Below are 25,144 nucleotides of genomic sequence, written 5' to 3' on the forward strand. Positions count from 1 at the left end.
GGAATCTTGAACTTCCGCTGTGGGCCGAGGTTGTGTGAAAACGTCGATAGACGAATTTCGGGGGGTACTTCAACCATTGCTCGCATCGACATCGTGCGTTGTAGGCCGATCTGAGCGGTCGATTTTTGATTCGGCTGGCAAGTCAAGGGCGTAAAGCGCGTTTTCACACAGCCTCGGCCCAAAGCGGACTTTCGACCAGATTCAACCCAATGCAATTGGACATGGTCAAGTCAAACTCATCGTGCGGAGGCGACGGTCCGCTCCATGCTGGCAATCAAGACCGCATCGACCTCGTCCGGATCCTGCGCCTGCCGTTGCCGGAGGCGTTCAAGCACCGTGCCTGTTGCGGCATGGTCTCGCCACGCTTCGATGGTCCAGTCGCCACGCAGATGGACTACCCAGTTTGTCTCGTTCATCATGGCGTCGAGCAACTCGCCTTCGGTATCCGGGTTGGCTCCGTGGCTCAACAGCAGCTCGACAAGTGGCAGGCAGATCGAACGCATCTCCGTGCCTCGACCGCACAGGAGCAACGCGACGGCACCGAGAAGAGGGCCGCGCCAATGCAGGCTCTTGTAGCTACCCGCCGCGCCTCTGCCTTTGCTCGACAGCTTTTCCACGCACAGGCGCACCGTCATGTTTGCGTCCAGGCCTCGGGCAAGCAGCCCGCCAATGAAGTTGGCGACCAGGTTGGCATCGCGCTGCGGGACAAAACGGCGCTCGTCGCTTAGCGTGGCATCGGTTATCCAGGCCAGATTATCGGTATCGAAAAGGCCCTTTAGCACCTCGTCCTGAAACGCATCTGGCTCCATCCAGAATGCAGCGCTCGCACCGCTTGCGAGAAGTTCGTTGGCCAGGGTCAGCGGTCTGCATCCCATCGTGGGGTGACGAAACAAGTTGCGCAGCAAGGAGATGGGGCGGTGATCCCACAGCGGTGTGTCCAGGTCCACCCCCGCGGCGACCAGCTCGGCAATGGTGTCGGCGTCGCGTTCCTGAAAGTACATTCGCTCGAGGCGGCGTTGATCACTCATGGTCGGCGGCGGTACGGAGCGCGCCCCCAATGCCTTCAACACGGCCAGTACGCCTGGCCGGTTGTCGAATAGAAATCTACTGTTGAAGAGCAGACTCCCCTCCAGTTGGCCCTTGTGGGCCCAGCGGATCTGCGCGTTGACGTCAACGCCCTCGCGCGACGCCAGCAAGGCCAATAGCTCAGGATACTCGCAGAGCACAAGCAGCACATTTGCGGAACGCCACAGCGCCGAGGGATCGGCCTGCGGCGCCTCGACGAGCGTGCGCAGCAGTGCGGGTGCCGCCTTGCCGCCGTGGCGCTGAATCGCCCCAGCGATCTCGTCGACCCAAGCAAGGCAAGCGATCACGTCAGCTCCGGCGTTCAACAAGGCCGACACCGCCTTGCCAAGGCTGGCCTTGGCCGCATGTACCAGTAGCGGCGCGCCATCGACGAGCGCGTCCTTCGGTGCGCCGCCCTTGATGGCCTTGGCGAAGGCTGCTTCCTTGCCCTCGAGCAGCAACTCCAGCAGCTGCTCCTCCTCGGTCAGCGTCGGCGCCGGGAAGGCCTTGGCCGCAACCTTCTTGCCGCCCTGGTAGTGCAGCGTTCGCGTTTCGCCGACCTGCCCGTACCAGATGCGTACCCGGATGTGCGTCGCGCCAGCGTCGTGCAATGCCTGGATGTGCGCTTTCTCCAGTTCGTCGCCGGATGAGCTGTCGACCACGAAGCGCAGTGTCTCGCCGCGCAGCGACGCACTGGTCAAGAAGGGCTTCTCCCAGTCGTCGAAGCAAACCTGCAGTGGCGCGGGCCACTGGTCAGCAAACTTGCCGACGGCGATCTGAAGGTGATCGTGCAGCGTGGAAAGCTTGAGAGCGTCTGCACCTACGCAAGTAAAAGTCAGGATGTTGGAAGACATGAGGGTGGTGTAGAAAAGCGAAAAGGCGTCTGAGGCGCCATTGTGTCCAGGCGCGGTACCCGCTGGCTTGACAAATTGTCCACTGACCCATATTCGGTCTTTCCGACCTTCAATCGACGCTGCAAATTCGGTTTTTGGCTTGGCTATCGCAAAAACGCAATGGCCGCTCTTGGCCGATGGCAGCCATCGTATCAGCGGCAGTCTCGGGCCCATTGCCGTCCTCGCCCAGCGAGTCTGAACGAAGGCTGTTCACCGGATACGGCCAGTCGCCCCATGTCTGACTACAGCCCGCGTCGGCCATGACCCGACCCACTTCTCTTTTCTTGCCAGAGCGCCGCGTCGCCGCCCGGTGAGCAGCCTGGCGACGGTCAATGCATCGGCTGCCCGAGCCGCTTGCTGGCCCTGGAGATCGCGTAGTTCACCAGGCAGTAGAGCGCCGCGACAACGAGGTACACGGGCACCAGTGAGTTGTAGTTGGCGATGAGCACCTTGGCGTTCTGCATCAGCTCGCCATAGGTGACGACATAGCCGAACGTCGTGTCCTTGACCACGATGACCAGCTGCGCGACCAGCGCCGGCACGATGTAGCGAAGGGCCTGGGGAAAGACGATGTGCAAAAAGACCTGGGCTTCGGTCAGCCCCAGGCTTCGCGCGGCATCGGTCTGGCCGCGGGGAACGGCGAGCACGCCCGCGCGATAGACCTCGGCCACCACCGCGGCGGTGCTCAGGCCGACGGGCAGGGTCAGCATCCAGTAGGTGGCGAGCTTGATGCCCACCGATGGCAGCGCCAGAAAGCACAAGTAGATGAGCAGCAGCGTGGGCGTGCCGCGCAGGAACTCGATCACCGCGATGCTCGGCCAGCGTACGAGCCGGGGCTTTGCCAGCCGCCCCAGCAGCAGCACCAGCCCCAACGCCAGCGCGATGGCGGCCGCAATCGCCGCCGATGCCAGCGTGCCGAGCAGGCCTTTGCCCAGGAAGGCCCAGGTCGTCGGCCGGGCGAAGAATTCCCACAGGCGCGGCTCGAGCTGCCCAGCCGAGTGGAAGCGGAACACGACGGCTGCCGCCATCAGCACCAGCACGGCGGCTGCGACCGCGCTCACCACGCGCGTCAGCTTGCGGGCCTGCGGGCTGGGCGCGGCGAACAGGATGTCTTCCAGGGCACGGCTCATCGCAGGATCCGCACTTTCTTTTCCAGCGTGGCACCGGCCCAGGCGATGAGCAAGCCGCTGGCCACGTACATCGAGGCGGCCACGGCGAATGCGGCCATGCCGGCGGCGGAGTCGGTGGCGATCTTGGACACGAGCGCGGTGAGCTCGCGCCCCGGCAGCGGCACCTGCGACGCCAACGAGGTCGACAGCATCAGCGCAATGAGCAGCGAGGTCATCGGCTGCACCACGGCGCGCAGCGCCTGCGGCAAGACCACCGCGGTGATGACACGCATGGGGCGCATGCCCAGGCTGAGTGCGGCCTCGGCCTGGCCACCGGCGACGGTGTTGATGCCGGTGCGCACGTAGTCCGCCGTGAACGCAGAGCAGACCAGGGTCAGGGTGAGGACCACGCTCGCCTCATAGTCGATGAGGACGTTGAGATCGGGCAGTGCGAACACGATGAAGATCAGCAGCGCCACGCTGGGAATGTTGCGAAAGATCTCGACGTAGACCGTCATGGCCCAGCGCAGCGGCGCCACGGGCAGGAGCCTGAGCACCGCCACCACCATGCCCAGCGCGAAGCCGGCCACAAAGGACAGCGCGGTGAGCTTCCACGTGAGCAAAAGGGCCTGCCCGAAAGCAGGCCCGTAGTCAGCCAGGAGCCGAGAAACCCCGTCCATTGTTTACGGGAGGGCGGGCGGCTTGGGCACGTCGGTGCTGCCGGTGCGCTGGCCGATGGACACGGTCCACAGCTTGGCCCAGGTACCGTCGGCTTCGATCTTCTTCAAGAAGGCATTGATGAAGGCCACGCCATCCGAGCCCTTGGGCAGGCCGATGCCGTAGGGGTCTTGCGCACCGAAGGGGGCGCCCGCCAGCTTCGCGTCGCCGGTGCCCAGGCTCAGGGCGTTGAGCAGCAGCGTGTGGTCGGTCACATAGGCATCAACGCGCCCCTGGCGCAGTGCGTCCAGGGCCTCCTGGTGCGTCTGGAACTCTTGCACCGTGGCCTTGGGCGCGACCTGCGCCAGGATGGCAGGCCCGGTGGAGCCGGCCTGCGTGGCGGTCTTCTTGCCGGCCAGGTCGTTGTACGACTGGATCGCCTTGTTGTTCGACTTGACCAGCACCCCGGCCTGCGAGGTGTAGTAGGGCCCTGCGAACGCAATTTTCTCGGCGCGTGCGGGGGTGATGGAATACGTGGCGAACACCATGTCCACCTGGTCGTTGATGAGCACCTGCTCGCGCGTGGACGAGTTCACCTGCGTGAACTGGTACTTGGCCCCATCGCCCAGGATGTAGCGCGTGACGAGCTGGGCCAGGCCTGCGTCGAAACCGCGAATCTTGCCGTCCTTCTCGTTCAGCAGCGAGAAGAGATTGGAGGTCTGGGTACCGCCCAGGCGCAGCGTGCCGGCCTGCTTCACCTTGGTGGCCCAGGTGCTCGATGCGATGGTCGCCGCATCGGCGACGGGGCCCTGCGCTACCAGCGCGTCAAACGCCGCCGCGTTGATGGGTGTGCCCTGCGCAAGAACAGACCCGCCGGTGACGAGCGCCAGTGCGGCAACGGAGAACTTCAGAGTGGATGTGATCGACATGCGGCCTTCTTCTTGGAGGTGTGTGACGTTGTGCAATGTATAGCAATTGTGCAATGCGCCGGTTGTCGTTCACTGCTTCGCTTCAAGCCACAGCTTATGGCTGCGGCTGTGTGAAAACGCGCGTTACGCCCTTGACTTGCCGGCCTGCCAAAAAGTCGACCGCTCAGATCGGCCTACAACGCACGATCTCGATGCGAGCAATGGTGGAAGTACCGCCGCAAAAGTCTGCTATCGACATTTTCACATGGCCCCGGTCGATAGCTGCCATCGCAGCAGCGGCAGCAATGGATCTGAAGGGAGCCGCCCTACCTTCGGTGCTTGCCAACGTCTCTTCAAACGACACCGCCTCACCGACGGCTTCGAGAACGATGCCGGCTACCCGCCACGCGGCGCATGCACCGCCATCAGCTCCACGATCCAGTCGATGAACACCCGCAGCTGCTTGCTCACATAGCGGTTGGGCGGATAGGCCACATACAGGGGCATGGCATCGATGCGCCAGTCCGTGAACAGCGGCACCAGCGCGCCGCTGGCCACGTGTTGACTGGCCATGTAGTGGGGCAGCCACAGCGCGCCCAGGCCGGACAGCCCTGCGGTGAGGTAGGTGTTGCCATCGTCGATGGCCAGCACGTAGCGCCCGCCGACCTTGGCCGTCTCGCGGCCCTTGCGCATGGCGTAGGGCAGGTCCCCGTCCCACCGGTAGCGCACGATGCGGTGGCGCGGGTCGCGCAGTTCATCGGGGTGCACGGGCGTGCCCGCCTGCGCCAGGTAAGCCGGCGCGGCATACACGCCCAGTTGCAGGTCGCCCACGTGGCGCGCGACCAGCCCTTGGTCCTTGATTTCGCCGCCGCGCACGACGCAATCGACGTTATCGCCGATCAGGTCGACCTTGCGGTCGCTGGCGCCCATGTCGAGCTGGATGTCGGGGAACCGGGCATGGAAGGCGGGCAGCGCCGGCACCAGAAGGATGTTGGCCAGGGGGCTGGGCACGTCCACGCGCAGCAGGCCGCGCGGGGCCGTGGGAGCGCCGGGGAGGTTGCCTTCGATGTCGTCTAGCTCGGCCAGCAGGCGCAGCACCCGCTCGTAGTAGACAGCGCCGTCGGTGGTGACGTTGACCCGGCGGGTCGTGCGGTGCAGCAGCTTGAGCTGCAGGCGCGCCTCCAGCTGTTGCACCAGCTGGGTCACCGTGGTGCGGCTCCAGCCCAAGTTGTCGGCGGCCTTGGTGAAGCTGCCCGACTCGACCACCCGCACGAAGGCCCGCATGCCGTCAAACCTGTCCACAGGGCTCTCCCAAAGATTGTCCTTATTTTACAAACAGTGATGCAGGAGGCGGTGGCTTTATCAAAACAATCGCCAGGGCTACAGTGACTGCACCAACCCACCCATGGAGCCCCCAATGAGTCAAAGCAAAGCCATTTTCCCCGCCGGTCGCCAGGATCTGTATGCCAACCACCGGTACTCGGCAGCCATCCAGTCCGGCGATCTGCTGTTCGTCTCTGGCCAGGTCGGCAGCCGCAGCGACGGCTCGCCCGAGCCCGACTTCGAAGCCCAGGTGCGCCTGGCCTTCACCAACCTGCAAGCGACGCTGAAGGCAGGCGGCGGCAGCCTCAGCGACATCGTGGATGTGACCACCTTCCATACCGATCCGCAGAACCAGTTCGAGACGGTGCTGGCCGTGAAGAACGATGTCTTCCCCAGCGCGCCCTACCCCAACTGGACGGCGCTCGGGGTCACCTGGCTGGCAGGGTTCGACTTCGAGATCAAGGTCATCGCCCGAATCCCGGGCTGACGGGGCTGTGCGGGCTGCGGCTGGCCGAAATCGCCATGCCAAAGCCGCACAGGGCCTTGAGCAAAACCGCAGCCCGGCGTGCGCCGTGACAGCCTAGATCCTCACGAGGTTGTGCATCGACAGTGCGCCAAAAGGCAGCGAGGCGAGTGGCCCACCGACGTCGAGCGCGCCCAGGTCGATCGGGAAGAAACCGGTGGCTTCGATGATGCCGCGCACCTCGGCCTTTGCTGCGGCATCGTCGCCCGAGTAGAACAACACACGCTTGCCCCCTGCCACCGCAGGCTGCTGCAGCACGTTCACGTCCAGGTGGTTGAACGCCTTGACGACCCGGGCCCCTGCTGCAAACTGCTGGATGATCTGGCTGGAGTGCTTTCCTCCCAGGTCCACGGCCTTGATGCCGTAGGCGGCAAGGGGATTGCCAGGGTCTTTGGCGTCTGGCGATGCCGGGTCGATGAATTCCACCGGGTTGGTGCCATCGATCACGATACGGCCGTTCCAGGCCGGCAAGCCGCCCAGCACTTTCTGCGCGTCGGTCCAGCGCACTGCAACCATCACGATGTCTGCGCTTGCAGCCTCTTGCACGGTGCCTGCCTTGATGGAGGGCCCGATCTCTGCGACCAGCGCTGCCAGCGATTCAGGCCCGCGGCTGTTGGCGATGGTGGCCGAGATGCCGTTTTTGGCGAGAGCGCGGGCGAAGTTGGAGCCCAGGGCGCCGGAGCCGATGATGCCGATAGTCATTTGATTTCCTTTGAAGGTATGAAGGGGGATGAAAAACCGGAGCTGCCCGCCCCTCGCAATCTGGGCAGCTCCCTCCATGAAAACCAGGCAGACCTGGCTTTTAATGAATGTGTGTCACTGTCACTATGACATTTTTGAACAAAAAATAGGACGTCCGAAGTCACCAGACGAGAGGGATGGAGAACTTGCCGAGCCGGGCCACTTCGCCAGCGACATCTGCAACGGTGGTCTTGGCCAGCTCTTGCTCCAGGGCGCCGCGCGCCCGGGCCAGGGTGGGTTGCAGCGCCTGCAGAATATTGCCGCCCACCGCGCAGTTCTCGCACGGCGGCGTGCGATGGAGCGAAAAAAGTTCGGGGTCTTCGACGGCCTCGTACACATCCAGCAGCCGGATGTCTGCAGCAGCCTTGGCCAACATCGCCCCGCCGCCAGCGCCCAGTTGCGAACGGGTGAATCCGGCTTCGCCCAGCCGCGACAGCAGGCCCCGTATCACCACCGCGCTGGTGTTCACCGAGTACGCGAGATCTTCGGATCGCATGGGCGTGCCATCGCTGACGGCCAAGGCGGTCAGGACGTGCACTGCTACGGCGAAGCGGGTACTGGTGGGCATGGAGAAAATTGGATTCGTTTGTGCTTGTGTGTAAATGACTTTATTACACATATTCCTGATTGTCAATGGGCGAAAGGAAACAGCGGCACCGGGTGCGATGGCATTTCGGCAACCGCTGCGCCTGCGGCAGCCGCTTCGTGCGCTGCCGACGTGCAAAGCAGTGCCCGGGTTGGCGTCATTGCGGTGCAGGCCCGCACTCCCGCCCGCGGCCTGGTGCCATGTGCCACATTGCCTGTCACATGACAGTCACTGTGGGCCAGCGGTACTTACCCCTGTGGCGCCCCGTGGCGCAGGCCAATAGCATCCCTCTTCGTTGCAACCTGCAACGATCACAGCGTCCTCGGCATCAAACTTGCTGGTAGCGACGACCAGGAAATGCATACCCGCATTTTCTGGTTTGTGATTATTTGTCATCAAACACAATTTGATTGAGGGAACCTTGCCAATGAAAACGATGAATCGCTGCGCCATTGCAGCGCTGGCCCTGGTGGGCACGTCTGCTGCGTTTGCCCAGAGCAGCGTGACCCTGTACGGCCGGATCAACACCACGTTCGAGCGCCAGAAGGATGGCGACGTGTCCAAGACCGGTCTGTTCAACAACTCCTCCCGCTTCGGCTTCAAGGGGCAGGAAGACCTGGGCGGCGGCTTGAAGGCGGGCTTCCAGCTGGAAAGCGGCTTTGACTCCAGCACCGGTGCCACGGACTCCCGCGGTGTCTTCGCCCGCCAGAGCGAGGTGAACCTCTCCGGCGGCTTCGGCATGGTGCGCATGGGCAACTTCACCTCGGAGTCGTACTACGCCACCGCCGACTACATCAGCAACCACAACCACGACACCGGTTCGTCGGCAGATGCGCTGTATGCCTACCCGGCCCGCGACGTGAACAAGATCGCCTACCGCACACCGAGCTTTGGTGGCGCCACGTTCGAGGCCGGCTGGGCCATGCACGAGAAGGTGAGCGGCACCGGCGGCAAGAACAGCGTCGACCTGGCCGCCAACTACGCCATCGGCGCGTTGGGCCTGGGTGCCGGCTACTCCAAGCTTGACGACCAGAGCCAGTTTGCCGTGCGCGCTTCGTATTCGACCGGCCCGTTCGTGCTGGGCGCCTATGTGCAGCGTGACAAGAACGCCTTCATCGCCAATGGCGGCAACCGCACCAACGTGCGCTTGTCGGCTGCCTACATCGTGGATGTGTCCGAGTTCCACCTGAACGTGGGCCGCGCAGGCGACTACTCCCGCGTGGACAACACGGCCGCCACCCAGTACACGCTGGGCTACAACTACCACCTGAGCAAGCGCACCAAGATCTACACCTACTACACCCGCATCAACAACAACCAGGCCGCCAACTACGGCGTGTCGGCCGCCGGCAACGATTTCAGCTCGTTCGCCATGGGGGTGCGCCACAACTTCTGATGGCGTCATGCCCGCTGCTGCCCTGACTGGTGGGAGGGCAGAGACACAGCTACTTGGCCCGCACTTCTTTGGGGAGTGCGGGCTTTTTTACGCCAGGGCGATGGCGATTCGCCTTGCGCTCAACGGCAGGCAGGGGCATGCTGTGGCGCTACGGCACAACGTCACCCCGAGGAACACGCCATGACCACCCAGACCACACGCACGCTGCTGGCCCTGTCTGCCCTGCTGATCCAGGCGGGCGCCACTGCCTATGCGGCAGACATGCCGCCGACACCGCCGCCGCCGGCACCCACCCGCCCCGCCAGCCAGCCGCCTGCGCATACGCAAGCCCCGGCAGCAGACAAGCTGGCCCAGGCGCGCTACTTCACCCGCTCGCTGCAGTGGTCTGCGGCGTTCGATGAGCTCAAGCGCATCAACGACACGGGCAGCGCCGACTGGCACAACCTGATGGGCTACACGCTGCGCCACAGCAAGAAGCCCGACCTGGTTGCAGCCGGCAAGCACTACGATGAAGCGCTGCGCATCGACCCGCGCCATCGCAACACGCTCGAATACTCCGGTGAGCTGTACCTGATGAAGGGCCAGCTCGGCAAGGCGCAGGCGCGCCTGGCCACCCTCGGGAGCGAGTGCGGCGCCAGTGGCTGCCAGCAGTACGCACTGCTGCAGTCCGCGATCGAAAGCTATAAGGCGGCGGGCAACAAGTACGTGCCGTCGACCTGGTAAGAGCGGCTAACAAAACTCTTCTGGCGTCGTTGCCGCGTCTTGTCGTACTACGCGTACTGCCTGCAAGACATCTGATGTGTAGCGCCTAGCCAGAACCGCTTCGCTGAGTTTTGTTATCCGCTCCAAGTAGCCTGCATCGTCAGCACCGCCCCTCGGGCGTCTTCTCCAGCTCACCGAGCTTGTCCACCACCAGCGCGATGAAGGCCGACACGGCCAGTGGCAGGTGCCTGCGGCTGGGGTACAGCACGGTAAGGCCCTGGCCCTTGCGCTGGTACTGGGGCAGCACGGGCACGAGCAGGCCGGCCTGCAGGTCGAGCCGGGACATGCCGGTGGGCAGCAGTGCGAGCCCCAAGCCGGCCACGGCGGCGCGGCGCAGGGCCTGGGCGGTGTTGGCGCCAAAGCGGCCGCTGGCCTGCTGCACCTCGTGCACGGCGCCATCGGGCCCCACCAGGCGCCAGGTGCCGCTGCTGCCCGCATGGCTGGCCATGATGGCGTCGTGCCCGGCCAGCTCCGCCAGCGTGGCGGGCATGCCGCGCGCGGCCAGGTAGGCGGGGCTGGCCACCAGGCAGTCGCCCCGGGCCCCGAACAGCTGGCGGCCCACATAGCCCGAATCACCCACCTCCCCGCCGCGAAACGCCACGTCGATGCGCTCGGCGATCAGATCCGAGCGCGCATCGCTGAGCACGAAGTCGAGCCGCACGCGCGGGTGCGCGGCCAGGAAGGCGGCGATCCACTCCATGGGAAAGAAGTCGAAAAAATCCGCCGGCACCGCCACGCGCACCGAGCCGGTGGGCTCGTCGCTGCCCAGGCGCAGCTCTTGCCCGGCCTCCTGCAGGCCATCGACGGCTCCCGCGCAGCGCTCATGGAAGGCCTCGCCCGCGCTGGTAAGCGTGAGCTTGCGGGTAGAGCGCTGCAGCAGGCGCGTGCCCAGCTGCGCCTCAAGCTGCTGCACGCGCCGGCTCACGGTGTTGGGCGGCACGCCCAGGCGGCGTGCGGCCTCGGCAAAGCTGCCGCTGCGCACCACCTGCACGAACAGGGCGACGTCATTGAGGTCGAGCGCAGGTGTGGTCACGGATACCTTGCATGGATGGATGAGTGCAATCCCATTGTGCCATCTAGTCAACCAATGGGGTACGCCCTAATCTTCAAGGCATCGGGGTGCACTGCCCCTCCACCACTCCCAGGAAGGACTCCCACCTATGACAATTTCGCAATTGCCCCATATCGGCATCGTGATCGGCTCCACCCGCGAGGGCCGCTTTGCCGACAAGCCGGCGCAGTGGTTCCACGGCATCGCCAGCCAGCGCACCGATGTCTCGGCCGAACTCATCGACCTGCGCGACTACCCCATGCCGTTCTTCGACGAAGCACTGTCGCCTGCCTGGGCGCCGGTGAAGAACGAGGCCGCGCAGCGCTGGGCCGCCAAGCTGGCCACGCTGGACGGGCTGGTGGTGATCACCGCCGAGTACAACCACGGCCCCACGGCCGTGCTCAAGAACGCGTTTGACTACGCGTACAAGGAGTTCGCGCGCAAGCCCATCGGCTTTGTGGGCTATGGCGGCGTGGGTGCGGCGCGTGCCGTGGAGCAGTTGCGCCTGGTGGCCACCGAGCTGCAGATGGCCCCCGTGCGCAATGCCGTGCACATGGGCATGGTCGAGTTCCTCGGGGTGTGGCAGCAGGGCAAAAGCTTCGAGGACTACCCGCACCTGGCGCAGTCGGCCAAGGGCTTGCTGGACGACATGGCCTGGTGGGCCAAGGCGCTCAAGACCGCAAGGGAGGCTGCATGAACACCGCATTGGCCCAAGCACCGGTTGCCTCTGTGGCAAGCCGTGCCATTGCCTACCGCACGCGCGGCAGCTCACATGGGCCCATCACGCGCCTGGTCAGCCCTGGCGATGTCGGGGAGTGGATCAAGCCCTTTGTCTTTCTGGACCTGTTTGCATCGGACTCGCCTGCGGCCTTTCGCGGCTTTGGCATGCACCCGCATTCGGGCATTGCCACGCTGACCTACCTGATGGCGGGCGATATGTCCTATGAGGACACTACCGGCAAGAGCGGCACATTGCACGCAGACAGCGTGGAGTGGATGCGCGCGGGCAACGGCGTGTGGCATACCGGTGCGCCCATGGGCGATGCGCCTTCGCTGGGCTTTCAGCTCTGGGTGGCCTTGCCCGCCGCGCTGGAGAATGCGCCCGCGCTGAGCCAGTACCTGGCGCCCCAGGAGATCCCGCAGGCCGGCCCGGCCCGCGTGCTGCTGGGCAGCCATGCTGGGGTGCTGAGCCCCATCGAGGCGCCCTCGCCCATGACCTACCTGGCCGTGCAGCTGCGCGACGGCGAGCACTGGCGCTATGTGCCGCCCGCTGGCCACACCGTGGCCTGGGTGGCGGTGGCAGCGGGTGCGCTGGATGCGGGCGGGCCCGTAGACACCGGTGAGCTTGCGGTGTTCGAAGAATCGAACGGCGCCATCGACTTCGTGGCCCGAGGCGACACGCACTTCGTGCTGGGCTCTGCAGTGAAGCACCCGCACGAACTGGTGATGGGCCGCTACTCGGTGCACACCAGCCGGGCCGCGCTGGCACAGGGCGAGGCAGAGATCCGGCGCATCGGCGCGCAGCTGCGGCAGGAAAAGCGCCTCGGTTAGAGCTTGGCAGGTGTGCGCCGGCGCAGCGCCACCCAGCGGCACACGCCCGTGGCCACCAGGCCGGTGACCGCGAGCATGGCCGCCATGTGCACTGCCACCGCCGCCAACGCCCACCACAGTGGATCCGCTGCACCGGCGCCCTGCCCCACCGCACCGCTGCCCAGGCACAGCGGTGCCAGCGCCGGCACCAACATGAGCCCCGCGCCGTGCAGCGTGGATGCCAGAAACGCACCCAGCACCAGCCCCACATGCCCGGCCGATGTGCGGGCTTTGCGCGGCGCGCGGCGCCACAGGTACACCGCTACAGCAGCCGCCAGCAGGCAGCCTGCGGCTGCCTGCAGCACGCTGCGCGGCAGCGACCAGCCCCACATGACCGCAGCCACCACCAGTGCCACCGATGCGGCATGGCCGATGGCAATGGGCAGCAGGGCGTGCAGCGGCTGCGCCTTTACCCGATTGCCGCCAGAGCGCAGGCCCCAGGCGGTTGCGCAGGCCCAGCCGGTGGCGGGGTTGAGCCCGTGCAGGGCGCCCGTGCCGGCCATCGCGAGCCAGGGCCAGAACGTGTCCATCCGTGGGCTCCCGGCCTGCCTCAGGCCTGGGCGTCGCAGCAGCCGCCGGCCGTGGCCACGGCGGTGGTCGCCGTTGCCGCCAGCGGCGATGGCGCGGGCTGGAACGGCACGGCGCCTTCGTAGCGGTCGTGGTGGCGCACCCAGTCCATCGTGTACTCGGGGTTGCGCTCGTTGCGGCCTGCGGGGGTCAGGTCGATCAGGGCGTAGGCGCCCATCATCACCTCGACCCCGCGGCCGTAGGTGGAGTAGGTATGGAACACCTCCGCGCCCTCGCCCGGCTCCTTGTGGAACACGCTGATGCCCGGCGCCTCCTCGGCCGGGAAGCGCTGCACGGTGTAGTTGTAGGGCACCTCGCCCCGCGCCACCTGCTCGGTGCTGAAGCTCACGCCATAGTCGTGGTTGAAGTCGTTGCCGAGCGATGACACCCAGTGAAAGCGCCAGCCCATGCGCTGGCGAAAGCGCTCGATCTGCGCGAGCGGTGCGCGCGAGGCCACCACCAGCGTGATGTCGCGGTGGGCCAGGTGGATGTTCATGCCGTCGATGTGATCGGCCATGTACGAGCAGCTCGGGCAGCCTTGCTCCCAGCCGGGGCCGAACATGAAGTGCTGCACCAGCAGCTGGCGCCGGCCGTCGAACAGGTCGGCCAGCGTGCGCGGGCCGGTGGTGGTGTCGAACAGGTAGGGCTTGTCCACCCGCATCCAGGGCAGCGCGCGGCGCTCAGCGGCGATCTGGTCCTGCTGGCGCGAGAGTTCTTTTTCGCGCAGCAGCAGGGCCTGGCGCGCGGCCAGCCAATCGCTGCGCGGAACGACGGGGTGGTGGAGTGAGGGGTTGTGGGTGGCGGTGGTCATGCGGTGCTCCTTTGGGGGTTGTCAAACAGGGCACGCCCATGCAGCGGCTTCAACCGCCGCCTGGGGAGGCGGTTGTTGCACAGGGCGTTGGGTGGATGGGAGATGGCGGGTGCTGACCACCCGCCGGGCATCAGGCCCGCGCGGTCTTGGGCCGGCGAACCGCGCGAACCTTGCCGCTTTCGCCGCCACCGGCATAGAACAGACCGGCACCGTCGGATTCGAGCCCGCTCACGCCCATGCCGGTCGGCATTTCCAGGCGCTCGATCACGGCACCGCTGGCGGGGTCGATGCGGCGGATGTCGCTGGCATCACCCTCCCAGGTGCCGTGCCACAGCTCGCCATCGACCCAGGTCACACCGGTCACGAAGGCGTTGGATTCGATGGTGCGGCGAATCGCCCCCGTGGCGGGGTCGATCTGGTGGATCTTGCGGTCGCGGTACTGGCCCACCCACAGGCTGCCCTCGGCCCAGGTCAGGCCCGAGTCGGCGCCCTTGCCCGGCGCGGGGATGGAGGCAACCACAGCGCCCGTGGCCGGGTCGATCTTGTCGATGCGCGACTCTGCGATCTGGTACAGGTGATTGCCGTCGAACGCGGTGCCCGCATCGCAGGGAACGCCCAGCGTGTGCGTGGTCTCGCCGCTGGCAGGGTCGAAGGCCACCAAGCTGGCGCCTGTGGCGGCCCATACGCGCTGGCCGTCGTGCGTGACGCCGGCCACGGTGCGGGCGCCGGCAAAGGGGCCGTATTCACTAACGATCTCGGCGGGACGGGCGGGGACACCGGTCGGTGCAATGCGGCTGGCGCTGTCGGGGCTGCAGGTGGTGATTGGCATGGAGTGCTCCGTGTTGGTTCGACCCCGGCTCGGGAGGTCGATGGGTGAACTCTATTCAAATGACAGCGCAGCGGGGAGTAACAAGATTGGCGTGAATCCTGCCAGGGGCGGTGCCAGCCAGCGCTGCGCACGCGCCTGGCCGATGGAGCGCACGCGGCCCTGCTCCTGCAGCTCGGCCAGGGCGCGCTGAACGGTGCGCTGGCTGTTGCCCAGCGCCAGCGCCAGGGCCGAGGTGGACCAAGCCGCGCCATCCGCCAGCAGGGCCAGCAGCGAGGCCTGCTCGCCCGCGATGGGCGGCGCCAGCACCACCACCGCGCGCCCGCCATCACGCCCATCCAGGGGCCGCAGCGCAAAGCCGCGCGCCGTGGACTCGATGCGGGCCCAGGGCTTGACCAATGCACGCAGGCGGCCCAGCTCCACGCGCAGCCGGGCGCGGTGGGTTTCGTCGGGGTGGCGGGCGCGAAAGGCGCTGGCGATCAGCGCGTCGCGCTCGGCATCGCCGGGCCAAGCCTGGGCCAGATCGTAGGCGAGAGCGAACAGGATGGGCCGGCGTGCGAGGGATAGCCAGGTGGGGGCCGCACCGCTGCCCTCCTGCGCCCCCACCGATCCCGATCCCAGCCGGTGCCGGCAGGCGTCGACCACCAGCACATCCGAGGCCAGCAGCGCCGCGACGTCGTCCAGGCGCAGCAACTGCTCGCGCGCCACGCCGCCGCCATCGCCATCGCCATCGCCTGGCAGCAGGCGCCGAGCGGCGGGGCGCTGCATGGCCGCCAGGGCCTCTTCAACCTCGGCCAACAGCGCAGGCACGCGGGCGCGCGCTGCCGCTTCGCGCGCCTGGGCCAGCGCATCGCGCGCCGCTGCCACGCGCAGCGAGCGCAGGGCCAGTTCGGCCAGCGTGAGCCCCGCCACGGCCGCCAGCGCGGCCGGCATGCCCGGCTCCCGCAGGTCGATGGGGGCGAGCAGGGCCGCGGCTTCGCCCAGCCGGCCCATCAGCAGCCATTGGCGCGCAGCGATGAGCCTTGCCTGCAGTGCGTTGGCCCGGTCGCCGCGCACCGCCAGCGCCGCCGCAGCGGCCACCAGGGCATGCGGCGGTCCGTTCAGGTCGCGCAGGGCCAGGGCCACCTCGGCCTCCGCCACCACGCAGCGGGCGCGGGCCAACTCTTCGTGCGCGCCAAAGCCCCTGGCCGCGCGGCGCAGCAGCTCGCGCGCCAGGGGGTGCTCGCCCAGTTGCGCCATGGCAATGCCGCGCAGCGCCAGCGCCGGCGGGTCATCGCGCAGGGCCACCCGCTGCAGCGCGCCCAGCGCATCACCGGCGGCAAGCGCACGGGCGGCGGCGGTGATGAGCGAATCCATGGGGTGGCAGGCTACACGACTGCGGCACTTGCAATTTGTTTCTTGGGAAACTATATTTCAGCCACAGATAGTTTCCGCAGAAACAAAACATGAAAAAAAACCCATCGCCCCACCCCAGCCCGCTCGAAGCCCACCTGGGCTACTGGATGCGTTTTGTCTCCAACCAGGTGTCGGCCGGGTTCCAGCAGGCGGTGGAGGCATCGGGCGTGTCCGTCACCGACTGGGTGGCGCTGCGCACACTGCTCGATGCGGACGATGGCGACAACCCCGCCACCCACGCCACGCTGACCCAGGCCCTGGGCATGACCAAGGGCGCCGTCTCCAAGGTGGTGACACGGCTGGAGGACAAGGGCTTGGTGGCCCGCGCGGATGCACTGCAGGACGCGCGCAGCCACACCCTGTCGCTCACCCCGGCCGGCCGCGCCCTGGTGCCCGTGCTGGCCGCCAAAGCCGATGCCAACGACGAACAGTTCTTCGGCCACCTGCCCGCGGCCGAGCGCCAGCGGCTGGCGCGGCTGCTGCAGGAGATGGTGCGCCTGCACCAGTGGCAGGAAGTGCCGCGCAGTTGAATCCGAGACCTCATCCCAGAAAGATGCCCATGAACGAAACGACCATCGCCACCATCGAACGCTGCGCCCAATCATCCGAGGACGGCACGGCCCATTTCGGCGCCATCGTGCTGGCCCTGAGCGAGGCCGGCGTGGAGGCGTATTTTGCCGACTACCGCAGCAACGCGACCACCTACTACGTGCCCAGCGGTGAGACACATGCCGTGGCCCTGCATCCGCCTGCCACGCCCATCGCACAGGGCTTCGACGCGGCAGGCGTGCAGGCCGCCATCCACGGCGCGCAGCGCGGAGAGGTGATGTACCCCGAGTTCCTTGAGCTCTCCCGCGCAGCGGGCTGTGTGGGCTACGTGGTGTGGCTGGCAGGGCGGCATGTGAGCTACTTCGGCCGCAAGGGGGAGGTGCATGTGGAGCGGTTTCCGGACTCCCCCTGAACGCAACCAATACCCTCACGCGGCTGCAATGGCTTCGATCTCCAACAGCCACTCCTCGTCATATATGCCGGCGATGATGACCGTGAGCGCTGGTGCATGGCTCCCCAGCGCGCGCCGCCGCGCATCGCCGTTCTCATCGGCGTATTGCCGCGATGAGAGAAACGTGGCCACCTTCACCAGGTTGGCCACGCCCAGGCCTGCGGCATCGAGCTGGGCCAGGATGTTGGCCCACACCAGGTCGGCCTGCTCGGCGAAGGCGGCGGGCACGACACCGGCCCGGTCGACCGGAATCTGGCCGCTGATGACCAGCCAGCGCGTAGCGCCCTGCACGTCCAGCGACTGGGAGTAGCCACCGGAGGGTCCAGGGGCCAAGGGGGAGTTGACGGGGGTGGATTGCATGGGCAGGTCTCCAGAGTGCAGAACAGCTTACGCAGCCTGTGCAGGGGGAGCCATGGGCTGCGAGAAGATATTCACCAAACTTCCATCTGGATCGCGCAGCAAGGCCGAGCGGTTGCCCCAGGGCATCACCGTGGGCGGCATGACGACCTCGGCGCTGGCGTCGCCACGCATGCGCGCCAGTGTGCCGTCCACGTCGGCCACCTCGAATTCCAGGATGGCCGAGTGGTTCGACGCGGCCGTTGCGGCCCCCTGGTTGAACAGCTGCACGAGGCGCTCCTCGGAGATCGCCAGCGTGGCGCCTTCGAACCGCACTTCCGCAAAGCCATCGGCCAGGCGGGTGGCAGCGGTGCCCGACAGCAGGGTGTAGAACGCGACGAGCGCTTCGAATTGCGTGGTGACGAGGCGGACGGATGCAAACTTCATGCGAAGCTCCTTGAGTAAGAAAAGAAAGGAGCGAGGTTAGAAGGGGGTGCTGCCAGGTTCTGGCAGCATGCTGTGCCCGTTTGCCCGAGCGTGCTGGCGCAGGCCTTCAGCAGCGCCTGGCGAAGCGGGAGGTCGAGCCCACAGGCTCACCTCTCGGAGCGCAGGTACTTCGCCAGAAACCCCAGCACCCGGCGCTCATACGCCCCAGGGCCGTAGGCATGCAGATCCACATGCCCAGCCCCCTCCACACGCCAGATCTCCTTGGGCCCGGCCGCCGCATTTAAGAGCCGCTCAGTTTCGGCCCAGGTGGTATGCCTGTCCTGGGCGCCAGAGGCAATGAGCGCGGGCGCCCCAAGGCGGGCGATGCGCTCGATGGGCCGCAGGTCACTGGCCGATACATCGGCGCGCAGCGGCAGCTGCCACAGCAAGGGCCCGGCCAGCACCGCGCCCGCAGGGCCCAGCACCATGGTCAGCCGGTTGGTCACGGCGTCTTCGATGGTGGGGTACATGGATTCGAGCACCACGGCATCCGGCGCGGGGGAAGGCAGTGTCAGCACGGTGGCTGCGGCGCCCAGGGAGACACCGATGACCGCGGTGCGCTCGCCCGGACTTTCGCGCCGCAGAAACTCAAGGGCTGCCTTCACCCCTGCCGCCTCGCGCGCTCCAAAGGTGATGCGGTCGCCAGTGCTCTGGCCGTGCCCAGGCAGATCGATCAGCAAGGCGGCATAGCCCGCCCGATTCAGGAACCTGGCGCGGCCCAGCATCTGAGTGCGGTCGGAGCGAACGCCGTGGAGCAGCAGCACGGCGCCCCGGCCTCGCTGGCCCGGTGCAAACCAGCCAGCCACATGGCCAACTGGAGCGATGTCGATGCGGACCTCGCGCGCCAAAAAATCTTTCGGTGGCGGGCCTATGGTGCGGGTGGCAGGATGGCTGAGCCATTCGCCGGCACCCAACGCTGCGACGACGAAACCGAGCAACAGCACCAATGCCCACAGGGCAAGTATCCCAACGCGGCGCCCAACCATCACCGGTACGAACAAGTTCTCTGGACGGGCCTCAAGTGACCCCCTCCACCGACACTGCCTCGAACCCCGGCTCCTGCGCAATGAGCCAATGGAAAAACACAAGACACGGATCGTCGCCAGCCATCTTGGCCTTGCCCAGCACGCGCTCCTTGAGCGAGCGGTGCTTGGTCAGCGACAGTACCCATTCGTGCTTGCCGTCCGCGCTTTCGTTGGCGGCGGCGCCGACCATGTAGGTGCGGCCCTCCCAGCTCACGTGCGCGTACCAGCCCCAGTCCTCGGCATCCGCGTCGGTCATTTCCAGCTGCGCCGGGACGCGCGTGCGCAGCCATTCGAGCAGCGACTGCCCCCGGATGGGGTTGATGGGATTCTCGGGCTCCAGCGAGACGTCGAAGAGCCGGGTGAGGAAGTGGATGGCAGGTTCCATGGATGAACGAATTGGCAAGGGGACGGGCCAAGCACTCTAGGCGAGCGTATCACCCGCGCGTGACCTCTCCAACCGAATTTTGCCCAGACGCGCAGGCCCAGGGCGGACGAACCTGCGTACCATGCGCCCTGCTGCAGAGCCGATCAGGACGACGACAACAACATTGCAGGAGACAAGTGCCACCATGCAGGCCCACCCCACCACGAGCCCGCCCCAGCCACTGACAGCCCCAGCCTTCGCCCCCCTGCGCGCGCTGAGCGCCAGCCTGCTGCAACTGGCCGCCGTGGCGCGCACCACGCCGCCGCAGGCCATGCTGCAGGAGGCACTCGAGATCCTGCGCACCTCCCTGGTCGGGTTCGACACCGCCTGGTGGGGCGAGGTGTCGCCCGGCCATGCCGATGCGCCGCCGCGCAACTGGCTGCATGGCAGTATCGGTCTGGCCAAGGGCTTTGCCACGGAGTGGAATGCGCTGGCCATGGCCGATATGTTCGCCCAGCAGTCCATGGACCGGCTGGGCGTGGTACTGCGCGAGAGCGCCGACGACCTGCCCCCACAGGGCGTGGAGATACCGCCGGACATCGAGGCGTTCTGCCGGCGCCACGGGCTGTACCACTGCATGGCGATCACGGTGGCCATGCCGCGCAGCGGGCTGATGTTCTTCGTGAGCATGTACCGCGGCCCGGGCCAGCCCAACTTCACGGACCAGGAGGCGGCGCTGTTCGGCGAGTTCGTGCCGCACCTGCTGGGCCACTGGCAGCACCGGCTGGAGCAATTGCAGACGGCGCCCGCAGGCAACGGCCCGTGGGACGGCTATGCGCTGGCCGATGGCGCCGGCCAACTGCTCTTCGTGGGCCTGCGCGTGGGGCTGGCGCTGCAGGCAGCCTACCCGGATTGGTCGGGAACCGCCCTGCCCCCGGCTCTGCTGGCGGCCCTGCCGGCCACGTTGCCGGGAAGCCTGGTGCTGGGCAAAGCCTGCCGGCTGCGGCTTGAGGCCTGTGGGCCGCTGCTGGCGATCAGCATTCCATCACCGCACGCCAGCAAACCGCCGCTGGCCCCGCGCGAGCTGAGCGCGGCCACGCTGTACGCGCACGGGCATTCGTACAAGGACATTGCCGCCACGCTGGGCCTGACACCGGCCACGGTGCGCACCTACCTGCGCAGTGCCTATGCGCAGCTGGGGGTGCGCAACAAGGTGGAACTCGTCGCCGCGCTGCGCCGGCAGTAGGCGGCGCTACCCGCTCGGTGTTTTCCCATGCCCTCTGCATTTGCAGAGGCGTCAAAACACCCACCCGTCCCTATCGTTGCGCCCGGAGCCCCAAGACTTCGGAAGAACCAAGCAACAACAGGAGACGCATTCCATGCTTTCAACCCCACCGTCCGCAGGCTCGGCCCTGCTCGCGGCCACCATGGGCACCCTGGCCGCACTGGCCCTCACCGCCTGCGGCGGCAGCGACACCAGCGCCCCCGCTGCCAGCCAGCCGCTGGCCCAGGCCTGCCCGACCTACCGCACGGCCACCCTGCCCCATGGCGCGACCATCACCCGCACGGAGCTGCGCGCGGCCGAGGGGCCGCTGCCCGAGGTGTGCATCGTGCGCGGCGAGATCGTCTCGTCGCCCCAGTCCACCATCCACTGGGCGGTGGAGCTGCCCGCGGGCGCGGTGTGGAACGGCAAGACGCTGACCGTGGGCGGTGGTGCATTCGATGGCTTCATCCCTACCGACGACCCGTGGTACCAGCACATCATCGGCGCGTCGGCCCACAGCTACGTGAAGATGAGTTCCGACTCGGGCCACCTGGCACCCGGCTTTGCCTGGGGCGCTAGCGACGTGGCGCTGCGCAACCATGCCTTCGACGCCAACCACTTCGTGCTGGAGGTGGGCACGGCCATCGCCGCCGACTTCTATGGCAAGCGGCCTGCGCGCCGCTACCACATCGGCCACTCCAACGGCGGGCGTTCGGCCCTCGCCGCCACGCAGAACTACCCCAAGGACTACGACGGCGTGGTGGCCATGGAGCCCGCCATCAGCCAGCAGGCGCACCAGACCAACCTGGGGCCCACGCTGCTGCGCCACGTTTTCTCCAAACCCGAGAATTGGATGAGCCCTGCCAAGATCGCGCTGTACGCCAAGGCCGAGACGCAGGCATGCGACGGGCTCGATGGCCTCAAGGACGGCATCATCGGCAATGTGGCAGCCTGCAACTACGTGCCCACAGACCTGCTGTGCAAGGGCTCCGACAACGACAGCTGCCTGACCGCCGGGCAGATCGAATCGGTGCGCCTGATCTACGCCAACAAGGACGTGCCCGTGACCCTGTCGCAAGGCGCGCGCGGCTACCCAGGCTATGGGCGCGGCGGTGCCGCCACATCCGACTGGGAGGCCTATGTGTTCGGCCCCAGCTTCGAGGCGCGCGACTCGTTCAACTACATGGCTGCACTGGCCGCAGCACGGCTGGTGGAGGGCAACCCCGCTGCCGACCTGCTCCAGCACGACCCCACCCGGTACCAGGCCCCGTACCTGCGCCTGGCGAACCTGATCGACGCGACCAACCCCGACCTCTCGGCCTTTGCCGACAACGGTGGCAAGCTGCTGATCTGGTACGGCATGGGCGATGCCTGCGTGTCGGTGTACCGCACGGCGGACTACCTGGACAGCGTGCGCCAGCGCCTGGGTGCCAGCAAGGTGCAGGGCTTTGCGCGCATGCTGACCTCGCCCTCCAACGGCCACAACCTCGACGGCCCGGGCACCGACCCGGTGAGCATCGACCTGCTGGCCGCCATGGACGCCTGGGTGGAGCGCGGCAGCGCGCCCGACAAGCTGGTGGCCACCCGCTACGAGCCCGCCGATCCGCGCGCCGGCCAGCAGACCCCGGTGCTGCAGCGCCCGGTGTGCGAGTACCCGAAGTTCCCGCGCTATGACGGCAAGGGGGATACGGCGAAGGCGGAGAGTTTCAGCTGCTCGGCAGTGTGATACCGGCGGAGGTCAGTAACTCGCCCGCAGCGTCACGCTCGCATTGCGCGGCTCGCCGAAGAAGTTGCTGCGGCCCGTGGTGTACACGCGCTGCCAGTAGACCTTGTCGGTGAGGTTGTTGAGGTTGAGCGCCACAGTCCAGCGCGGATCGATGCGGTAGCTGATGGCGGCGTTCACCACGCCGAAGCCGGGGCGGTGGGTGTTGGTGGTGGCGTTGCCGCCGCTGGCACTGCTGTAGGCGTTGACGCCTGCGCCGACACTCAGGCCGTCGAGCAGGCCGTCGTTGAAGCGGTACTGCGACCACAGCTTGACGCTGTGGTGCGGCGTGAGCGCGTTGAGCGGCAGGCCGCCGCTCGATGTGTCGCGCACGTAGCGGTTCTCGTTGTAGGCGTAGCCGGCGTAGACATTCCACTGCTTGGTGATGCGGCCCGAGGCTTCGAGCTCCACGCCCTTGCTTTCCACCTCGCCCTGGGCGATGGAGAAGCCGGTGTTGACCGGGTCGGCCTGGGCGCGGTTGACCTCGCGGATGCGGTAGACGGCAGCACTGGTGGTGAGGGCACGGTCGAAGAACTCGCCCTTGACGCCCACTTCGAGCTGCTTACCGACGATGGGGTCGATCACGCCGCCGCCAAAGGCCAGCTGCGTCTGCGGCGTGAAGGCGTCGCTGTAGCTCACATAGCCCGAGACCTGCGGGGTGAACGCATAGGTCAACCCGGCATAGGGGCTGAGCTTGTGGTCCACCTGGCTGGTGGTCCACGCGCCGGTGGTGGGCAGCAGGTTGCGGCTTTGCGTGTCGTACCAGCTCACGCGGGCGCCGAGCACCACCGTGAGCGGGTCGGCCAAGCGCAGGCGGGTCTGGCCGTACAGGCCGTACTGCGATGTTTCGGACTGCGAGCGCGCCGTGGCCGGGCGATCCGGGTATGGCACGGCCGAGTGGTCGGGCGCATACACGTCCTGCACGTAGTAGTTGGCATACCGGCCCGAGGTGGAGGCATTGGTGTTGCGGCGCCAGTCGGCCCCCACCACCACATCGTGCTTGCGACCCAGGGCGTTGAAGCTGCCGGTGAGGTTGGCGTCCAGCACGTTCTGCTCGATGCGCGTCTGGTTGAACCACAGCATCAGGCTGGTGCGGCCGTTGGTGGGCGTGACCTGGCCGTTGGGCAGGTACAGGTAGTTGGTGGCCTGGTCGTTGCGGTAGCCGCTCCAGTGCAGGCGGGCGCGCCAGTCGTCGTTGAAGCGGTGCGTGAGTTCGGCGTACACGTACTTCTCGTCCTGCTCGGAGCGGTTCCAGTCCGCGCCCAGCCAGGTGGAGCGCGGCACATCGAGCAGCGCGCCGGTGGTGTACGAAGGCAGGCCGCCGGTGAGCCAACCGTCGACTTTCTGCGCGTGCGCGCCGACCAGCAGGCTGGTGGTGGGCGCAAGCTTGAAGTCGAGCGAGCCGGCAATCGCATAGCGGTCGCGCTGGGCGCCGCTCTGGTAGGTGCCGCCCTCCTGCTTGGCGGCCGAAAGGCGGCCCAGGATGGTGCCGGCCTGGTTGAGCGGGCCGGTCACGTCGACCTCGGCACGCTTGGTGGACCATGAGCCGAGCTGCACTGCACCCCGCGCCTGGAAGGTATCTTGCGGGCGCTTGCGCACCAGGTTGACGGCACCGCCGGAGCTGGAGACGCCGCTGAACAGCGCGGAAGGGCCGCGCAGCAGCTCCACCCGGTCGAACAGCACGGAGTCCCACGCGGATGCCGTGCCGGGCGCGGGAACGCCGTCGATCATGTAGTTGTTGATGGCGAAACCGCGCGACGAGTAAGAGGCCGATTCGCTGTCGAAGCGCTCGGACACATAGCCCACGGTCTGCTCCAGCACTTCTTCCACATTGCGCATGTTCTGGTCTTCCATGCGCTGCTGGGTGACCACGCTGATGGACTGGGGGATCTCCTTGAGTTCGGCCGCCGCCTTGCCCACCGTGGCCTGGGTGCTGTTGTAGCGCTCGGTGCCTTCGGTGCTGGTGCGGTCCTGCTGGGCGCGCACCATGACGGGGGGAAGGTTGGTGCTGCGGGTTCCGCTGGCACTTGCGGCAGGCGCCTTGACGTCCGTGTTTGCGGTGGTGGATTCCACGCTTTGCGCGCGGGCAGCGGTGGCGCTGGCGAGGGCCATGACGGCCAGCGCCACGGGCGCGAAGGACAAGGGGGATCGGGACATCATCGAAGGCCTGTGTACGAAAGAGGTGGAGGAATGCACGCCCCCATCTACACGGCAACACTTCGCGCATGAATGCACGGCAGCGCGCGCATGCAGGCCGCTGCACGCAATGGCAGCAACGCGGGGCGGTCGATGGGGGAGCGGGATTGGCTGGCTGGTGCGCAGGTGGATCGCAGCTGGTGCGAACCACCGGACGACCGCGAAGGGCCACCCGGCACTGGCTGACAACACGAATACGGCAATAACCGTAACGAGAATCAGTTCTATTTTAGAAGCATTTCAGAGGCATGCCGACAACCTTGGACCACAAACGGGCATTCGCGCAACACCGGCTTTCACCCATGCCGAGGTGAAGGGAGTTGAGATAAACAACCCAAAAACGTCGCGATAAATCGGGATTTGCCGGGACAGAACGGGATCAGCCGAAACCGGTCGGTGAAATTGCGTTACAGAGGCTGTAACGGCAAGTGAAGTGAGCGGTGAACCCTTCCGCCTAAAAGCCTTGGCATGTTGCTAGACTTCCGCTATCGGCCATGAGCCGCCGTTC

27 protein-coding genes are annotated in these 25,144 nt (G+C 66.8%); 10 read left to right on the top strand and 17 right to left on the bottom strand.

Going from position 1 to position 25,144, the window contains the following annotated elements:
- Nucleotides 1–236: 236 nt before the first annotated feature.
- The 5 genes from ACSQ9E_RS14015 to ACSQ9E_RS14035 all read right to left on the bottom strand — a co-directional run bounded on the left by ACSQ9E_RS14015 (nt 237) and on the right by ACSQ9E_RS14035 (nt 5,934).
- Nucleotides 237–1,919: a hypothetical protein gene (locus tag ACSQ9E_RS14015; protein WP_436218154.1), complete on the bottom strand. Its 1,683-nt coding sequence runs from the start codon at nt 1,917–1,919 to the stop codon at nt 237–239.
- Nucleotides 1,920–2,287: 368 nt separating this feature from the next.
- Nucleotides 2,288–3,088, bottom strand: coding sequence for an amino acid ABC transporter permease (locus ACSQ9E_RS14020; protein WP_436218155.1), 801 nt, complete (start codon nt 3,086–3,088; stop codon nt 2,288–2,290).
- A complete protein-coding gene (locus ACSQ9E_RS14025; RefSeq protein ID WP_436218156.1) occupies nt 3,085–3,747 on the bottom strand; it encodes an amino acid ABC transporter permease in 663 nt (220 codons plus the stop codon). Before ACSQ9E_RS14025 ends, ACSQ9E_RS14020 begins: the two co-directional genes overlap by 4 nt.
- 3 nt (nt 3,748–3,750) lie before the next feature.
- Nucleotides 3,751–4,653 (bottom strand): glutamate ABC transporter substrate-binding protein, encoded by a 903-nt coding sequence (locus tag ACSQ9E_RS14030; RefSeq protein ID WP_057204484.1) that lies wholly within the window; start codon nt 4,651–4,653, stop codon nt 3,751–3,753.
- A gap of 375 nt (nt 4,654–5,028) precedes the next feature.
- Nucleotides 5,029–5,934, bottom strand: a complete 906-nt coding sequence (locus ACSQ9E_RS14035) for a LysR substrate-binding domain-containing protein (protein ID WP_436218157.1) — start codon at nt 5,932–5,934, stop codon at nt 5,029–5,031.
- A 115-nt stretch (nt 5,935–6,049) separates the two neighbouring features.
- On the opposite strand from ACSQ9E_RS14035, the gene ACSQ9E_RS14040 reads away from it, so the two are divergent.
- Nucleotides 6,050–6,442 (top strand): RidA family protein, encoded by a 393-nt coding sequence (locus ACSQ9E_RS14040; protein ID WP_428001027.1) that lies wholly within the window; start codon nt 6,050–6,052, stop codon nt 6,440–6,442.
- A 93-nt stretch (nt 6,443–6,535) separates the two neighbouring features.
- Here ACSQ9E_RS14040 and ACSQ9E_RS14045 read toward each other — a convergent pair whose 3' ends face one another.
- Nucleotides 6,536–7,180, bottom strand: coding sequence for an NADPH-dependent F420 reductase (locus ACSQ9E_RS14045; RefSeq protein ID WP_179679967.1), 645 nt, complete (start codon nt 7,178–7,180; stop codon nt 6,536–6,538).
- A gap of 160 nt (nt 7,181–7,340) precedes the next feature.
- Nucleotides 7,341–7,787, bottom strand: coding sequence for an Rrf2 family transcriptional regulator (locus ACSQ9E_RS14050; RefSeq protein ID WP_057265409.1), 447 nt, complete (start codon nt 7,785–7,787; stop codon nt 7,341–7,343).
- 445 nt (nt 7,788–8,232) lie between these two features.
- On the opposite strand from ACSQ9E_RS14050, the gene ACSQ9E_RS14055 reads away from it, so the two are divergent.
- Together ACSQ9E_RS14055 and ACSQ9E_RS14060 are read left to right on the top strand one after the other, a co-directional pair.
- Nucleotides 8,233–9,201 carry a porin gene (locus tag ACSQ9E_RS14055; RefSeq protein ID WP_436178153.1) on the top strand — a complete coding sequence of 323 codons (969 nt, stop codon included), beginning with the start codon at nt 8,233–8,235 and terminating at the stop codon, nt 9,199–9,201.
- Between the two features lie 180 nt (nt 9,202–9,381).
- Nucleotides 9,382–9,924 carry a tetratricopeptide repeat protein gene (locus tag ACSQ9E_RS14060; RefSeq protein ID WP_436218158.1) on the top strand — a complete coding sequence of 181 codons (543 nt, stop codon included), beginning with the start codon at nt 9,382–9,384 and terminating at the stop codon, nt 9,922–9,924.
- A gap of 139 nt (nt 9,925–10,063) precedes the next feature.
- Here ACSQ9E_RS14060 and ACSQ9E_RS14065 read toward each other — a convergent pair whose 3' ends face one another.
- The gene (locus tag ACSQ9E_RS14065) at nt 10,064–10,996 is read right to left on the bottom strand and encodes a LysR substrate-binding domain-containing protein (RefSeq protein ID WP_436218159.1); all 933 of its coding nucleotides are present in this window, start codon (nt 10,994–10,996) and stop codon (nt 10,064–10,066) included.
- Between the two features lie 127 nt (nt 10,997–11,123).
- Between ACSQ9E_RS14065 and ACSQ9E_RS14070 the strand changes: the two genes are divergently transcribed.
- A complete protein-coding gene (locus ACSQ9E_RS14070) occupies nt 11,124–11,711 on the top strand; it encodes an NADPH-dependent FMN reductase (RefSeq protein ID WP_436178151.1) in 588 nt (195 codons plus the stop codon).
- Nucleotides 11,708–12,565, top strand: coding sequence for a pirin family protein (locus ACSQ9E_RS14075; protein WP_436218160.1), 858 nt, complete (start codon nt 11,708–11,710; stop codon nt 12,563–12,565). The genes ACSQ9E_RS14070 and ACSQ9E_RS14075 overlap by 4 nt, the downstream gene beginning before the upstream one ends.
- Here the strand turns inward: ACSQ9E_RS14075 and ACSQ9E_RS14080 are convergent.
- The 4 genes from ACSQ9E_RS14080 to ACSQ9E_RS14095 all read right to left on the bottom strand — a co-directional run bounded on the left by ACSQ9E_RS14080 (nt 12,562) and on the right by ACSQ9E_RS14095 (nt 16,164).
- Complete coding sequence (locus ACSQ9E_RS14080; RefSeq protein ID WP_436218161.1) at nt 12,562–13,134, bottom strand: hypothetical protein; 573 nt, start codon at nt 13,132–13,134, stop codon at nt 12,562–12,564. The genes ACSQ9E_RS14075 and ACSQ9E_RS14080 overlap by 4 nt on opposite strands.
- A gap of 20 nt (nt 13,135–13,154) precedes the next feature.
- Entirely contained in the window at nt 13,155–13,982 is an 828-nt protein-coding gene (locus tag ACSQ9E_RS14085; RefSeq protein WP_436218162.1) for a DUF899 domain-containing protein, read from the bottom strand.
- 130 nt (nt 13,983–14,112) lie between these two features.
- Nucleotides 14,113–14,811 carry a Vgb family protein gene (locus tag ACSQ9E_RS14090; RefSeq protein WP_436218163.1) on the bottom strand — a complete coding sequence of 233 codons (699 nt, stop codon included), beginning with the start codon at nt 14,809–14,811 and terminating at the stop codon, nt 14,113–14,115.
- Nucleotides 14,812–14,862: 51 nt separating this feature from the next.
- Nucleotides 14,863–16,164 (bottom strand): helix-turn-helix domain-containing protein, encoded by a 1,302-nt coding sequence (locus ACSQ9E_RS14095; protein ID WP_436218164.1) that lies wholly within the window; start codon nt 16,162–16,164, stop codon nt 14,863–14,865.
- 89 nt (nt 16,165–16,253) lie between these two features.
- Here ACSQ9E_RS14095 and ACSQ9E_RS14100 point away from each other — a divergent pair, with 89 nt between their 5' ends.
- Both ACSQ9E_RS14100 and ACSQ9E_RS14105 read left to right on the top strand, forming a co-directional pair.
- Entirely contained in the window at nt 16,254–16,733 is a 480-nt protein-coding gene (locus tag ACSQ9E_RS14100; RefSeq protein WP_436218165.1) for a MarR family winged helix-turn-helix transcriptional regulator, read from the top strand.
- Nucleotides 16,734–16,762: 29 nt separating this feature from the next.
- Nucleotides 16,763–17,164: a DUF1398 family protein gene (locus ACSQ9E_RS14105; RefSeq protein WP_436178146.1), complete on the top strand. Its 402-nt coding sequence runs from the start codon at nt 16,763–16,765 to the stop codon at nt 17,162–17,164.
- Between the two features lie 15 nt (nt 17,165–17,179).
- On the opposite strand, the gene ACSQ9E_RS14110 is transcribed toward ACSQ9E_RS14105, so the two are convergent.
- The 3 genes from ACSQ9E_RS14110 to ACSQ9E_RS14120 all read right to left on the bottom strand — a co-directional run bounded on the left by ACSQ9E_RS14110 (nt 17,180) and on the right by ACSQ9E_RS14120 (nt 18,789).
- On the bottom strand, nt 17,180–17,563 hold the full coding sequence (locus ACSQ9E_RS14110) for a RidA family protein (protein ID WP_436218166.1): 384 nt from the start codon (nt 17,561–17,563) through the stop codon (nt 17,180–17,182).
- A gap of 27 nt (nt 17,564–17,590) precedes the next feature.
- Complete coding sequence (locus ACSQ9E_RS14115) at nt 17,591–17,986, bottom strand: VOC family protein (protein ID WP_436218167.1); 396 nt, start codon at nt 17,984–17,986, stop codon at nt 17,591–17,593.
- 146 nt (nt 17,987–18,132) lie between these two features.
- On the bottom strand, nt 18,133–18,789 hold the full coding sequence (locus ACSQ9E_RS14120; protein ID WP_436218168.1) for an alpha/beta hydrolase: 657 nt from the start codon (nt 18,787–18,789) through the stop codon (nt 18,133–18,135).
- On the opposite strand from ACSQ9E_RS14120, the gene ACSQ9E_RS14125 reads away from it, so the two are divergent.
- Nucleotides 18,775–19,050, top strand: a complete 276-nt coding sequence (locus ACSQ9E_RS14125) for a hypothetical protein (RefSeq protein WP_436218169.1) — start codon at nt 18,775–18,777, stop codon at nt 19,048–19,050. The genes ACSQ9E_RS14120 and ACSQ9E_RS14125 overlap by 15 nt on opposite strands.
- Here the strand turns inward: ACSQ9E_RS14125 and ACSQ9E_RS14130 are convergent.
- Complete coding sequence (locus ACSQ9E_RS14130) at nt 19,043–19,435, bottom strand: hypothetical protein (protein WP_436218170.1); 393 nt, start codon at nt 19,433–19,435, stop codon at nt 19,043–19,045. The two genes, ACSQ9E_RS14125 and ACSQ9E_RS14130, sit on opposite strands and share 8 nt — an antisense overlap.
- Nucleotides 19,436–19,619: 184 nt before the next feature.
- Here ACSQ9E_RS14130 and ACSQ9E_RS14135 point away from each other — a divergent pair, with 184 nt between their 5' ends.
- Together ACSQ9E_RS14135 and ACSQ9E_RS14140 are read left to right on the top strand one after the other, a co-directional pair.
- On the top strand, nt 19,620–20,660 hold the full coding sequence (locus ACSQ9E_RS14135) for a response regulator transcription factor (RefSeq protein WP_436218171.1): 1,041 nt from the start codon (nt 19,620–19,622) through the stop codon (nt 20,658–20,660).
- 133 nt (nt 20,661–20,793) lie between these two features.
- The gene (locus tag ACSQ9E_RS14140; protein ID WP_436218172.1) at nt 20,794–22,404 is read left to right on the top strand and encodes a tannase/feruloyl esterase family alpha/beta hydrolase; all 1,611 of its coding nucleotides are present in this window, start codon (nt 20,794–20,796) and stop codon (nt 22,402–22,404) included.
- Between the two features lie 12 nt (nt 22,405–22,416).
- On the opposite strand, the gene ACSQ9E_RS14145 is transcribed toward ACSQ9E_RS14140, so the two are convergent.
- Nucleotides 22,417–24,597 (bottom strand): TonB-dependent siderophore receptor, encoded by a 2,181-nt coding sequence (locus ACSQ9E_RS14145; RefSeq protein ID WP_436218173.1) that lies wholly within the window; start codon nt 24,595–24,597, stop codon nt 22,417–22,419.
- Nucleotides 24,598–25,144 lie beyond the last annotated feature (547 nt).

It is taken from the genome of Acidovorax sp. LjRoot118 (assembly GCF_964253575.1).
Taxonomy (GTDB): Bacteria; Pseudomonadota; Gammaproteobacteria; order Burkholderiales; family Burkholderiaceae_C; genus Acidovorax.